A 14099-nucleotide genomic window follows, 5' to 3' on the forward strand; every position below is an offset into this window, starting at 1 on the left:
GCCAACCGGCGGATCAGCCCTGCTTTGAGGGGGAAGACTGCCCGCGAGAGGCCTGGCGTGCTGTATCTGTGGCTGTAACAACAGATGCGCTGTTTTGTTTGGGGGCGGTGGTGCGCACAAAACGCACGGCCAGCGCACCATACAAGGCATGGCTGCACAGGGTGCGGGAAACGCCAAAGGCCAGAAAGGCGCTGGCCAGCAGGGCAAGGGTAATCTGCTGGTTATCGCACATTTCCATGACAATAACCGTGGCGGTAAGCGGAGATTGTGTAACCGCTGCAAAATAGGCCACGGTGCCCAGCAGCACCACGGCCCCCGGTGCGGTGTGGGGCAAAAACTGCGCCACCCAGCCACCCATGCCCGCGCCCACAGAAAGCGAGGGCGCAAACAGCCCACCGGGAATGCCCGAACAGTAAGATACAATGGTGGCCAGCAGTTTCAGCACAAAAAATGAGGCCGAATACTGGTCTGACCCCATAATGATGTCACGCGCCTGCACGTAGCCTGTGCCGTATGTCATGCCGCCAGAAATCAGGCCGATAAGGGCCAGCAACACCCCGCACAGGGCTGCAAACGCAACCGGATGGCGCGTAATAAACGCCCCAAAAGCCCCCGGAATACCACGAGATATGCGCACAAGCAGGGCAGAAAACCCACCCCCGCACAGCCCACCAATAATGCCGCACGCCAGAACGGCCAGCCAGCTTGTACCCACCGGCACGGAGGAATAGGTGTGCCCAAAATACGTGTAGTTGCCCACAAGTGCGATAGCTGTCACGCCGGAAATCACCACGCATGTCAGCATGGTGCCACTGGTGCGTTGTTCGAAGGAGTGGGCCAGTTCCTCAATGCCAAACACAATGCCAGCCAGCGGAGTGTTAAAGGCGGCGGCCACACCTGCCGCCCCTCCGGCTTTAATAAGCGCACGCTGGCGGGTAATATCTGTAATGCCCATATAATGGCCCACCGTATGCATGATGGAAGCCCCCACCTGCACGGTTGGCCCTTCTCGGCCAATGGATGCGCCAGAAAGCAGCCCAAGGCATGTTAGCAGAATTTTGGCAAAGGCAATGCGCAGCGCCAGCACCTTATCTACAATGGCATTGTTATTAAGGTGCATGCACGCAATGGCCTGCGGAATACCGCTGCCCTGTGCGCCCCTAAACCATGTGCGCGTTAGCCATGTAGAAAGTGCCAGCCCGCCGGGGGTTACCAGCAACATCAGCAACGGGCTTATTTTTAAAATGTGGTCTCGCACATGGGCGGCGGCATCGGCCAGTGCGGCAAAGCCTACGGCCACCACGCCCACCATAATGGCGCCAGACCAGTAAATAAACTTTCTGCGCCAGTTTACGGTGCCCGCTTTGGCGTGTTCTCGCAAATGACGAAGGGATTCAGTCGTGGGGAACACGCTGGCAGACATGGGCGGCATCCGTAAAGGCATAAAGGGTAGGAAAAAGGATGCAACCGAGTGTAGCATTTCATACACAACATGAAAGAGGCGATAGTTCTTTAGTGCCGAATATTTATGGCACGCGCCGCTTTTATTATGCGCTGGCCCCATTATCGGGCCGTGCAGCGGGTGTGGGGTAGGTTTCTGCCGGGCCTTTCCAGAACACAATGCCCTCGTGCTTGGCGTGCGTATCTGGTTCTACATGAATATGCACCAGCGTGCTGCCCATGCTGGCGCGCAGGGCAGCTTCTATGCGGTCACAGATATCATGCGCGGTGTTAACGCTCATGGCGCCGGGCACCACCAGATGGAACTCCAAAAACGTAACAGCCCCCACAATGCGGGTGCGGATATCGTGCGCCTCAATCGCTCCTTTGCCGTTGGCGGCAATAATGGTGCGAATTTCTTCCATTGTTTCGGGTTCGGGGGCTTCATCCATCAGCCCGGAAACAGATTCGCGCATGACTTCCCAGCCTACGCGCAGCACGTTTATGGCCAAAAGCCCTGCCAGAATAGCATCCAGCCGCACCCAGCCGGTAAGCGGAATAAGGGTAACACCCACCACAAGGGCAACGCCTGTCCATACATCGGAAAGCACATGCTGCCCGCCTGCCACAAGGGCGGGAGAGCGGCGCTTTTGCCCCACCCGCAGCATAACAAGCCCCCATGCCAGATTAACCACGGTGGCAAGGGCGTTCAGCCCCAACCCCAGCCATGGGGCCTGTGGTGGGTTGGGGTGCAGCCAGCCATGCACCGCTTCATCCCCAATAACAAAAGCTGTTACAACCACCAGCGCGCCTTCTGCCACGGCAGAAAGATATTCCGCCTTGTGGTGGCCGTAGGGGTGGTTGGTATCTGCTGGCATTTCAGCCACGCTTAGCGCCCACAGCCCTCCGGCGGCGGCTACCACGTTAATAATGGTTTCAAGCGCATCGGCATACAGGGCAATGCTGCCACTGGTGGCATAGGCGGCGTATTTGAGCCCCAGTGCGACAAAGCTAACACCAAGGCTAACAACAGCAATGCCACGATTGCTGGAGGGCAGGGGAAGTTCTGGCACGTAAACAACAATTCTGGCTGGCGTGGCGGCATAAAATGCGCGGGAAAGGGAAAGGCGTGTCAGACGGTGTGCGGGTCTGTTAAGGCGCAGGATGGGGCATAATCTGCGCCTTCTATCTGCAAGGTGGGGTGCACAATGCCAAAGCGTTCACGCAGGGCGGCGGCGGCTTTTTCCAGCAGGGCGGTATCACTTTCCTGCACCGTGGCGGAGGTGCGCACCAAATGCACCGTTAGCGCTGTTTCCGTGGTGCTAATGGGCCAGATGTGCAGATCATGCAGATCCGCTACACCGGGCAGGGTGCGCAAAAAGCCTTCTACGGCCCCGGCATCCACCGCGCGGGGCACGGCATCCAGCGCCATATCCAAGGAATCCCGCAGCAAAGACCATGTGCTGGCCACCACAACAATGGAAATGGCCAAGCTTATGGCAGGGTCTATCCAGTTCAGGCCCGTTAGCACCACCAAACCGCCCGCTATCACCACGGCAAGGGAGGTAACAGCATCCGCCATAAGGTGCATGAAGGCCGCGCGAATGTTGAGGTCTCCCTTCTGCCCAGAGGCAAAAAGCAGGGCGGTGGCGCCGTTCACCACAATGCCAAGGGCGGCCACAATCATCATGGTTTTGCCAGCTACAGGGGCGGGGTCAAACAAGCGGGTAATGGCTTCCCACGCTACGCCGCCTGTTACCAGCATCAACACCAGCGCGTTGGCCAGTGCCGCCAGAATGGATGAGCGCCGTAACCCATACGTAAACCGCAGCGAGGGCGAGCGTTGGGAAAGGTGCTGGGCCATCCATGCCGCCGCCAGCGCCAGCACATCGGAAAGGTTGTGCCCTGCATCGGCCAGCAGGGCCAGCGAGTGCGAGAAAAAGCCCCACAGCGCTTCGGCCACCAGATAAAGGCTGTTGGCTGCAATACCTATGGCAAACGCTTTGCCGAAGGAGGCTGGCGTATGCACATGGGCGTGCCCAAAACCGTGGCTGTGCCCGCAACTTCCACCCGCAGCATGGTTGTGCCCGGTATGGTCATCATGCCCAGCGTGATCATCATGGGCGTGGTCATGTTCTTCTGCGCTGCATTCATGCGCGTGGGTGTGCGCATCTGCTGCGTGATCATGCTCTGCGGTGCAGGCTTCTGCATGGCTGTGTGCGTCTGGTTGGCCCGGCGTGTGGTGTGCATGACCACAGGCTGAATCCGCAGGCTGGGAAGATGGCATATGATCGTGCGGCGAAGGCATGGGAAGAAGCATTCCTGAATGAATGGAACAATAATGGCTGGGCAGGGACAAACCAACATGACCAACCCGGTCTGTCTTATCTATGTCTGCTAAGGATGACAGGGAAGGGCAACATCTTTTTTGTGACCCACACCGCCAATATTGCGCCACACGGCAGAGCAGCTTAGGGAAAGAGCAGATTTTTTTTCACGCCTGTTTGAAAGGTAAGGGCACAGCGCATGCTCAGATTGACCGAATTACGGCTTCCGCTAGACCATTCGCCACAGGCGTTGGCACAGGCAATCTGCGAGCGGCTGAACATTACCCAAGATGCGTTGGAGCATTACAGCGTGTTCAAGCGCGGGCACGATGCCCGCAAGCGGGTGGCCATTAAGCTGGTTTATGCCGTGGATTGCACCGTAAGGGACGAGGCCGCCGTGCTGGCCCGTTACCGTGCCGCCCACCCCAAGGATAACCACGTGCAGCCATCCCCCAACATGGAATGGGTGCCCCCTATTGCTAATGGGGCAGAACTGGCTGCTCAGCCCGGTTACAAGCGCCCTATTGTTATAGGTGCCGGGCCGTGCGGCTTTATGGCCGCCCTTGTGCTGGCGCGCATGGGCCTGCGCCCGCTGCTGCTGGAACGCGGCAAGGTGGTGCGTGAGCGCACAGTGGATACGTTTGCCCTATGGCGGCGCTCTGAACTTACGCCAGAAAGCAACGTGCAGTTTGGTGAGGGCGGGGCCGGAACCTTTTCTGATGGCAAGTTGTATAGCCAGGTTAAAGACCCACGCTTTTTAGGCCGCAAGGTGCTGGAGGAGTTTGTAAAAGCTGGCGCGCCGGAGGATATTCTGTATCTGGCCCACCCGCATATTGGCACATTCCGCCTTGTTTCCATGGTGGAGCATATTCGGCGCGAGGTAGAGGAAGCAGGTGGGGAATACCGTTTTCAAACCCGTGTGGATGGGTTGGTGCTTAACCCGCAAACCCGCGCGGTAGAAGGTGTGCGCACGGCTGAGGGTGAGACCATACACGCCGATCATGTTATTCTGGCCGTGGGCCACAGCGCGCGTGATACGTTTGCCATGTTGCAGGCCGAAGATGTGGCCATGCAGGCCAAGCCATTTTCCATTGGGGTGCGGATTGAGCACCCGCAATCTGTCATAGATGTGGCGCAGTTTGGCCCCAGCGCGGGAAACGAGCTGCTGGGCGCTGCGGAATATCGGCTGGTGCACCATGCCAGCAATGGGCGGGGCGTGTATTCCTTTTGCATGTGCCCCGGCGGTACCGTGGTGGCGGCTACTTCGGAAGAAGGGCAGGTGGTTACCAACGGCATGAGCCAGTATTCCCGCGCCGAGCGTAACGCCAATTCCGGCATAGTGGTGGAACTGCGCCCCGGTGTGGATTACCCGGATGACCCGCTGGCGGGCATGGCCTTTCAACGCCAATGGGAGCGCAAGGCGTTTGAACTGGGAGGTGGAGATTACCGTGCCCCCGCCCAGCGTGTAGGAGATTTTCTGGCAGGCCGCCCCTCTACCACGTTGGGGGATGTTGTGCCCTCCTACAAACCGGGCGTAACCCCCACCGATCTTTCAAAATGCCTGCCCGATTTTGTGGTGGAAGCCCTGCGTGAGGCCCTGCCGAAATTTGACCGCAAGATCCGCGGCTTTGCCATGGAAGACGCGGTGATGACCGGGGTGGAAACCCGCACATCCTCTCCCTTGCGCATTCCACGGAATGAGGGCGGGCAGTCTATCAACACGCCGGGCCTGTATCCGGCGGGTGAAGGGGCAGGTTATGCGGGTGGTATTCTCTCTGCCTCTATGGATGGTATCCGCATTGCGGAGGCCGTGGCCCTTAATCTGGCAGGCAAGCCAGCCACACTGCCACCCCGTTAGGTTTTTTGCGCCTTCAGGGGGTGGAGGCGTCTTCTGTCTGGGTGGCAAATTCTTCCACCAGTTCCATAAACCGGCGCGGGGCGTCTGCATGCACCCAATGGCCTGCGCCGTTGATTGTTTCCAACCGATAGTGCGGGAACAGATGGCGCATCTGTGGGTAATTGGTGGGCTGAATATAGGGTGATGTTTCCCCCCGAATAAACAGCGTGGGGCCACTATATTGCGCACTAGGGGGCAATGTGGGCCAGCCCATCATGGCGGGCATTCCGGCCAGAATATCGTGCATGCCAATGGCCCAGCCGGGGTTATCCCCCATGCGGATGTTCTGGATCATCAATTGCCGCACGGCATCATTGCTTATCAGCGGGCGCAACAGCTCATCTGCGCTGCGTAAATCCAGATGCGGGGGAAAAACCAGCTTATCCAGCCCCGGCGGCAGATCCATCCGCGCAAAGCCACCCTGGCCGGGGGCAATATCCACCACCAGCAGGCTTTGCACGGCCTGTGGGTGAATAAGGGAGAGCATCATGGCGGTTTTGCCACCCATGGAATGGCCAAGCACCAAGGCTTTTTTGATGCCATGATGGTGCATGGTTTCCAGCACATCTTCCGCCATGGCGGGGTAGCTCATGGGGCCGTGGGGGCTGTTGCCGTGGTTGCGTAAATCCATTGCCAGCGTTTGGCGGGTGGCGGCCAGCTTACGTTGCACAAAGCCCAGATTGCGCGCACGGCCAAACAGCCCGTGCAACAGCACAACCGGCGGCAGGGGAGAGGGGGCATCGGGGCCGCGTTCAATCACGTTCAGCAACACGGTGGCCGTATCCTTTTTTGCGTAAGGGCTGGTGTTATCCTTGCGGTTGTGCCGCGCTTTGCCCCGAAATGCGAGAGGGGGCGGCATGTTTTTTCTTCACCTTCCAGAGAGAGGGCAGGCGTGGCACAGTTGGAGGGATGGGCAACCCTTTAGCCGGCGGGCACGTTTGGTGTGAATGCTTTCTGGCGCTGGCCCACCATAGGTGTGCGTGGTGACACGCCACAGATAAAAACGGGAGAGCGCAGGCAATGCAGAGATGTCTTGTTATTCTCAGCCAGCAGGATCAGGCGGAAGTGCTGCTGAACATGGCCGCACAGTTTTTGGCCCGCGTAAACGGCAACCGCATGGATGTTCTGGCCGCGCGGGAACCCCCTACGCAGGTGCTGGGCAATATGGGCCTGACAGATGAAAGCGCTGCCGTGCTGCGCGAAAACCAGCGTGAATGGGCTGATAGCCTGCACACAATTTTCCACCGCTGGCTGGCGGAGGAATATGGTTCTGGCGCAGAACGGTTAAGCAAGGTGGAAGTAAACTGGCTGGACCCCGAAATTACGGTGGACAGAATTATCAGCGGTTATGGCAAGGATGCTGATTTGCTGATTATGAACTTTCCCGATAGCCGGGATAGTGACCAGAAAAAACTGGCCACCCGTTCAGCCATTTTTCAAACAGGTCGCCCCGTTCTGTTTGTGCCACCTTTTTGGGATCGCCCAAGTGGGGACCATATTCTGATGGCATGGAAAGATACGGAGGGTTGCCGCAAGGCGTTTGCTTCTGCCCGCGTATTGCTGGCGCAGGCCAAACAGGTGGATGTGCTGCAAACACCGGCTTCCCCCATGCCGATGGATATCTTGCCCGGCATTACGCCCGAACGGGTGGAGATGAATCCAAGTGATGATGCCAGCAAGGCCGCACAATCCATTCTGGGTGAGGTAGATGCCCGGCGGGCGGATTTGTTGGTGATAGGCGGGTATCAGCACAGCATGCTGTATAATCGGCTTATGGGCAGTGCTACGGATTATATTCTGGCCCACCCGGATGTGCCGGTCTTTTTGCAGCACTAACGCACATACAAGGGGCGTATTGTGTAGGAATACGGCTTCCCCTTTGCTAAGGCGGGCATATGCCCGCTTTTTCTTTTTTTGCCCGCCATCGGTTTTGTGCTCACTGGCCTGTATGGCACGTGGTTGTGCTGGCATTGCTGCCTGTGCTGGTGCATCTGCCAGAACTTCTGGGCCCGATGTTGTGGGGTGGCGCAACGTCCGACCCTATTTCTGTGCTTTCGGCAGGCACGCAAACGCGGCGCAACTGGCTGGAAGGCGGCATGTTACCCGGTTTGCCGGGGTGGGTAGATGGCTGCGCGGGTGTTATTGTGCAGGCATTGGGCCATTTGGCCGCAGCAGATTGGCGGCATGGTATTTTGCCGTGGTGGAACCCGTATAGCGGCGTGGGCATGCCGTTGGCGGGGGAGTATCAGCCCGGCGCGTTCTTTTTGCCTTTTGTGCTGCTTTTAGGCCTGCCCGGTGGGCTGTTGCTGCTTAAAATTGCGCTGCAAATTCTGGCAGGTTTTTGCATGTACGCCCTGCTGCGCAAGCTGGGGCTGGATGCGCGCGTGGTGTTGGCCGGTGCCGTGCTGTGGGCGTTTAACGGCACGTTTGCGTGGGCATCGGATGGGCCAAGCCAGCCGCTGGCCTTTTTGCCTTTGGCCTTGCTGGGGGTGGAGGTGTTGCGTGGCACGGCACATGGCTGGGCCGGTATGCGTAACTGGGGCCTGCTGGCCCTTGGCTTGGGGGGCATGGTGCTTTCCAGCTTTCCCGAAACCGCGTTTTTGCAGGGCACATTGGTATTGTGCTGGGCTTTTTTGCGTCTGGCGCAACAGCCTGCGGGGGCACGCGCACCGTTTGCCGCCGCCATTGCGGTTGGCGGCAGCACGGCCCTGCTTTTAGCTGCCCCGCAGCTTGTGGCGTTTGCCACCTATTTGCCCCATGCGTGGGTGGGAGACCACGCAGCGGGTATTTCCATCACCCAGCCCATCACATGCTGGGCTATGGCGCTGTTTCCTTACATCAATGGCCCCATTTTTTACGGCCCGGCCTCTCGGTACGAGGCATGGTGGAGTGTTGGCGGATATTGGGGGGCTGTGCTGCCATTTTTGGCACTTCTGGGCCTATGGGGGCGGCGAGACCGGGCGGCACGTATTATGCTGGCAGCCTATTTTGTGGCTTGTGTGGGCAAGCAGGCCAACCTGCCCGGCATAGCCCCGCTTATGGATATGATACCCGGTATAGCCCTCACGTTTTTTCATCGCTTTTGCTACCCGATGGAGGAAATGGCGCTTATTCTTCTAGCCGCCTTCGGGCTGGATGATGTGTGCCGCAATATTGGTGCTCAGGCGGGCGCGGGTGTTGCAAAACAACGTGTCAAAAGCTGGCTGATATCCGCATGGCCTGCGCTGTGTGCCGGTGGTGTTCTGCTGCTGTCCACCTATGCCGTGTGGCGCTGGAACGCCCCCGCACGGGCCGATTTATGGGGCTTTGCGCAAGGGCCTGTGCCTTCCCGCTTTTATGCTTTTGGCTCTGTGCTGGCAGGTGGTGCATTGGTGGCGCTGTGCCTTGCCGCGTTGCTATTGCCGGTTTTGGTGCGGTGGCGCTGTGCTGTTCTGGCAAGTGCCGTGGTGGCAGAAGCGCTTTTTCTGTTTTGCGTGCCGCTACTCTCCACCCGCAGCGTGCTGCCGGTAGATGCCACGCTTATCAACACCATGAAGGCACAAATCGGGCTGAACAGGTTTGTATCTCTCGGCGGGTTGGCTCCCAATTATGGTGCGTATTTTGGGCTGGCCTCTCTCAACCACAACGGCGTGCCCATGCCTGCTGCGTGGATTGCCCGTTTGCAGCAGGATTTTGGCGCAAACCTTAACCCCGTTACGTTTGATGGCATTACGCCCAACACCCCGAATGGGCACTTCTTTTTGCAGGATGTTCTGGGCCAAAAGCCGGAGGTTCTGGAACGCTTGGGTGTGGCTCTGGCAGTTGTGCCGCATGGTATGGTGCTGCCGGGCCAGCAGGAGGCCCCCGCCGAAAAACGTCTGCAATTGCTTTACAGCAGTGCCGCGAATGATCTGTACCGCCTGCCTCATCCCGCCCCGTATTTTGAGACCGCAGAGGGCTGCGAGATCCACCCAATCTCCCGCACCGTACTCCGCACACATTGTCGCACGGCTGCCCTACTTATTCGGCGCGAACTTATGCTGCCCGGTTGGCATGTGCGCATCAACGGGCAGGAAGCTGCTATTGGATATGAAGAAAACCTGTTCCAGCGCATCACTTTGCCAAAAGGGGCCGCGGATATTTGCTTTTCCTTTACCCCACCCGGTATGGCGTGGGGCTGGGCGGGGCTGGTGTTTGGCTTGGGGGTGTTGGGATTGGGCTTTAGTCGCAGACAAAAATGAAAAAGTCCTGATTTCTACAAAGAAAAAATCCAACAAGGCTGTAATATTCCTTTGAATGCCTTACAGGTTTGCCAAACAGAACGTAGCGCGCTCCACCCGCCGCATATCTTCCCGCCGCATATCTTAAAGGGTGTTTACGTGTTGTGCGCCCTTGCTGGGGTAAGCCTTTTGCGTAGGCCGCGTTTAACGCCCCTGTGTTTCAGCTTGCAGGGTTTTACGCGCAAACCACCAGCAGACAGCCACAAAAGCAGCAGTGCCCAACACAGGCGGCAGGTTTGCGGGCACATAGTGCGCGATGGAGAGCGCATCATCCTGCCCCAACGCGCCAGAAAGCACGGCCAGCGCAACACCTGTCAGGCTTTCCCCCACAATAAAGCCAGAAGCCAGCATGGTGCCAATGGCGGCGTTGGCAGCAGGTTCTGTTTGGTGGTTCTGTGCCCTGCGGGTTTTGGTGTGGTGTTTTAACCCCCAACCCAGAATAGCCCCAACAGCCAACGTGATACTAACAGAGGCAGGAAGATACAGCCCCACCGCCACGCCCAAAGGTGGCAACGCCATATGGCGGCGGCGCAAAAGCTGATCCACCCCCACCAGAACAGCCCCCAGCGCCATGCCAATGGAAAGCATGCTCCAATCCAGCGAGTGCGTAAAAATGCCGTTGGCGATCATGGCAATAAGCGCAGGCTGTGGGGCGGAAAGCGCATGCGTGGGGTCCATGCCGGGGCGGGGTATGGTGCCAGCAAAACCATAGGCTTGGTAAAGCAGGTTCAGCACGGGTGGAATAACCGCAGCCCCCACCACACAGCCTACAATCAGCGCCACTTCCTGCTTCCATGGCGATGCCCCAACAAGCTGCCCGGTTTTAAGATCTTGCAGGTTATCGTTGGAAATGGCCACCGTGGCCGTAATGGCCGAAAGCACCAAAATGGTAAACGCCGTGGCCAGTTTTTGCCCCTCGGCCATCATGCTGGTGGGGGTAAGGCCCAAGGCTTCCAGCGCCAGTATCATCAGGGCGGAAAGCACAGCGCCAATAATGATAATGCCCGATATGGGGGAGGAGGAAGACCCCACAATGCCCGCCATATAGCCACAGGCTGCCGCCATAATAAAACCAAACACAATGCAAAACAGCACAGCAGCGGCCACAACAGGCCAAAACCCCACCGCAACAGGGGCCAGAAAATACGCAAACAGCCCAGCCAGCATGGCGGCGGAAAGCAGCAGCAACAGCCCCATGCTGCGGCCAGACATATCGCGCTCTGTATCGGGCACCAGCGTTTGGCCGCGGCCTGTCAACATGGCGCGCAGGCCACGCAGCACAGGCGGCATAAGTTCCACCAATGTCCAGAGTGAGGCCACGGCAATGGCCCCCGCACCAATAAAGCGCACCTTGTGCAGCCATACATCATGCGCAAAGGCAGCAGGGGCCAGATGTTCCGGGTTGGGCAAATGGGCCGTTAACCACGGTACACCCATGCCCCACGCCAGAATGCAGCCCAGCAGCATGGCCAACCCGCCAGCTATCCCCACCAGATAGCCCGCCCCAACAAGAGCGAGGGAAAGCCCGCCGGAAAACTGAAACACCGCAGCCCCAGCGGTGGCTGTAAGGGTGAGTGTATCGGCCAAAAGCCGCAGCCCAGCACTGGCGAATGAAAAAAGCGTGGCAATAACACCGCCGCCAATAAGGGCGCGCAGCCCGTGGCTATGGCCTTTTTCTGCCCCGGCGCGCAAAATTTCTGCCGCAGCCACGCCCTCTGGGTAAGGCAGGCTGCTTTCTGTAACCAGTGCGCGCCGTAGTGGAATTGTAAACAGCACGCCCAATATGCCCCCGGCGAGTGAAAGCCCCGCCGTTTGCCAGAACGGAAAGTTCTGCCAATACCCCGCCATAACCAACCCCGGAAAGGTGGCAAACACGCAAGAAAGCGTGCCCGCTGCCGAGGCTTGGCTTTGCACCATATTGTTTTCCAAAATGGAGCCACCGCCCAGCATCCGCAGCACAGCCATGGAAATAACCGCAGCGGGAATGGAGGATGCAAACGTAAGCCCAATACGCAGGCCCAGATACACGTTGGAAGCAGTAAAAACGATGGTGATGAGTGCGCCCAGCACAAGCCCGCGCAGGGTGAGTTCTCGGCGGGTGGGGGATGGCGTCATGCTGGGGCCTCGGGCTGCTTGCTTGGTCTGGCTGTGGCAAGGCGGCCCGATGGATGCATGTGCAGGACATGCGTGGCGCATGGGGCTGCCCCGTCTGGTTTGTATATGCTGCAAGCATTACGATGGACGGGGCAGTTTGTCTGTACCGCTGTGGCCCAATGGGCACAAAAGCGAGGGTTAAAAGGTAAGTTCCAAGTTGCTCTGCACGAACGCGCCGGAGGATGCGCCCGCGTTAATCATGGTTTTGGAAGCAAAAATATATTCGCCATCAACGCTTAGCGTAATGTGGCGCGTGGCACGCCACGTAAAGCTGGCCTGCGGCATAGTGGCCGTATAGGCCCCATGTGGGCGCAGGTTATAAAAGGCTGTGCCGCTGGCATAAATGGCATCTTGTTTGCTGTTGCGCCACACCACGGGCACCTTCATCAGCAAGGTGGTGTTGGGGGTGGGGGAAACCGTGGCAATAGGCCCTACATCAATAATGTTGGATTGCCCGATATAGGTGCTGATATCCAGGTAGTAGGCGCTGGGCACGTAGGGTGAAAGAAAGCTGCCCCAACTGCTGCTCTGGCTTTTGTTCATGTTGCCGCCAGAAACATCATCCACCTGAATCCCCACAGCCGGATGCCCCGCCCATTTGGCAAAGCGCCATGAGAGTGTGGCGTTGATGGAATAAGCAGAAACAGGCCGTGTGGGGCCGCTTTTGGCCGCGCGGAATTCTCCCCCCTGCCACATGCCGCCAACAGAAAATTCAACAGGCCCAGCGTTACCCCATACGCGCATGCCCGGCGTATCACGGTGGGTAGAACCCGCAATGCTGCCGCCTGCTGCTGTGGGCAGAGCGCTGCTGGCCAGAATAATGCCGTAGTAAAAGCTATCTACAAACACTTGGCTGTTTTTGCCCAGAAACGAGAACTTGGGCAGCGCGTAGGATGTGTAAGCCCCAAACAGGCGAGATCTCCACCCCACGGTATCATGGAAGGCAATGGGCGGGCTGTTATCTGTTAGGGTTAGATAAAAGCCATCTACGCGAAAGTTCTTCCAAAAGGCATAGCCGCGCAGGCCGTTCCATGAATACGGCAGGGTGGGGTACACGCTTCCTGCCGTAAAATATGGGGGGGCATCCAAAAAGGTCATGCGCCCGGCCATGCCGCCTACGGTGGCGCCCAGCACTTTGCCGCGCACTTCTACAAACGCCTGCTGGGCATCCAGCTTGCTGCGCCAGCGGCCTCCGGCATAGCCATAGTAGTTTACACCTGCGGCTTGCCCGCTCATCAGCTCCCCATACAGGCGGACGTGCTCGCCCAAGTGCAGGTCTGCGCCCAGATTCCAGCGAAAGTTGTTGCGATAGGCAGGATCTTTTTTGGTGGTGCCAAATCCTGCACGCTGATCATAAAAGTTGTGCTGGCGGAAGTTGCCGCTGAAGGACAGGTAGATATCTCCTTCCTGATTGAAGGGAATGTATTTAAGCGCATCCATGGCATCTATGCGGTTGCGCTTGTCCCGCAGGCTGGACCAATCCTCTGCCCACCGCGAAACAGCATAATACCCCACGGTGCCAAACCCTGCGGCAGCTCCGGTATTGGCGTTAAATACCCCCCACGGCCCTTGGTGCAGCAGGGCGGTAGATAAAGGGGAAAGCTCCAAAGATTGCGGCTGACCATATGCTTCTGGTCGGCTGGTGAGCGGGGGCAGCAGGCGTGCATTATCCCAAAACCCCGGCTTGGCGGCAGGTGTGGCAGAGGATGTAACTTCTGCTGGTGCTTCCTTGGCGGGCACAACAGTGGTTGGTGTTGTGCGCACAACGGCAGGTGTGTGTGGGTAATGCAGATGCGCGGCGTTAGGGGCTGTTTCTGCCGCCGTAGCGTAGGGGGCAAGACACACCGCAAATCCGGCGGCAGAGGCTGCAAGCAGAGCGTGCAGGCCAAAGGCAGGCCAATAAACAGGCGTGCGGGCAGGGAGAGCAGGAGAAGAAAAAGCCGGACAGTAAACGGCGGCAATGGCCTGTCCGGGACGAGAAAATCCGGGGTATGCGGTCATGGGCCGGGGTTCGCTTCTTGT

Annotated in this window: 9 protein-coding genes; 3 read left to right on the plus strand and 6 right to left on the minus strand. The window is 58.4% G+C overall.

What is annotated here, in order from left to right; genetic code table 11:
* Positions 1-13 precede the first annotated feature (13 nt).
* From DS739_RS02975 to DS739_RS02985, 3 genes are all read right to left on the minus strand, one after another.
* Positions 14-1423 carry a chloride channel protein gene (locus DS739_RS02975; RefSeq protein ID WP_050793164.1) on the minus strand — a complete coding sequence of 470 codons (1410 nt, stop codon included), beginning with the start codon at positions 1421-1423 and terminating at the stop codon, positions 14-16.
* Positions 1424-1547: 124 nt separating this feature from the next.
* On the minus strand, positions 1548-2513 hold the full coding sequence (locus tag DS739_RS02980) for a cation diffusion facilitator family transporter (RefSeq protein WP_006117124.1): 966 nt from the start codon (positions 2511-2513) through the stop codon (positions 1548-1550).
* Between the two features lie 59 nt (positions 2514-2572).
* A complete protein-coding gene (locus DS739_RS02985; RefSeq protein ID WP_035354168.1) occupies positions 2573-3760 on the minus strand; it encodes a cation diffusion facilitator family transporter in 1188 nt (395 codons plus the stop codon).
* A gap of 206 nt (positions 3761-3966) precedes the next feature.
* Between DS739_RS02985 and DS739_RS02990 the strand changes: the two genes are divergently transcribed.
* Complete coding sequence (locus DS739_RS02990; protein WP_006117126.1) at positions 3967-5625, plus strand: NAD(P)/FAD-dependent oxidoreductase; 1659 nt, start codon at positions 3967-3969, stop codon at positions 5623-5625.
* Between the two features lie 13 nt (positions 5626-5638).
* Here DS739_RS02990 and DS739_RS02995 read toward each other — a convergent pair whose 3' ends face one another.
* The gene (locus tag DS739_RS02995; RefSeq protein WP_035354304.1) at positions 5639-6436 is read right to left on the minus strand and encodes an alpha/beta fold hydrolase; all 798 of its coding nucleotides are present in this window, start codon (positions 6434-6436) and stop codon (positions 5639-5641) included.
* A gap of 248 nt (positions 6437-6684) precedes the next feature.
* Here DS739_RS02995 and DS739_RS03000 point away from each other — a divergent pair, with 248 nt between their 5' ends.
* Together DS739_RS03000 and DS739_RS03005 are read left to right on the plus strand one after the other, a co-directional pair.
* Entirely contained in the window at positions 6685-7500 is an 816-nt protein-coding gene (locus DS739_RS03000; RefSeq protein WP_006117128.1) for a universal stress protein, read from the plus strand.
* 59 nt (positions 7501-7559) lie between these two features.
* The gene (locus DS739_RS03005; RefSeq protein ID WP_006117129.1) at positions 7560-9884 is read left to right on the plus strand and encodes a hypothetical protein; all 2325 of its coding nucleotides are present in this window, start codon (positions 7560-7562) and stop codon (positions 9882-9884) included.
* 183 nt (positions 9885-10067) lie between these two features.
* Here DS739_RS03005 and DS739_RS03010 read toward each other — a convergent pair whose 3' ends face one another.
* Both DS739_RS03010 and DS739_RS03020 read right to left on the minus strand, forming a co-directional pair.
* Positions 10068-12038 carry an OPT family oligopeptide transporter gene (locus DS739_RS03010; protein WP_035354165.1) on the minus strand — a complete coding sequence of 657 codons (1971 nt, stop codon included), beginning with the start codon at positions 12036-12038 and terminating at the stop codon, positions 10068-10070.
* A gap of 177 nt (positions 12039-12215) precedes the next feature.
* The gene (locus tag DS739_RS03020; protein WP_006117131.1) at positions 12216-14078 is read right to left on the minus strand and encodes an alginate export family protein; all 1863 of its coding nucleotides are present in this window, start codon (positions 14076-14078) and stop codon (positions 12216-12218) included.
* Positions 14079-14099: the final 21 nt, after the last annotated feature.

The sequence above is a fragment of the Acetobacter sp. JWB genome, assembly GCF_003323795.1.
GTDB lineage: Bacteria > Pseudomonadota > Alphaproteobacteria > Acetobacterales > Acetobacteraceae > Acetobacter > Acetobacter oryzifermentans.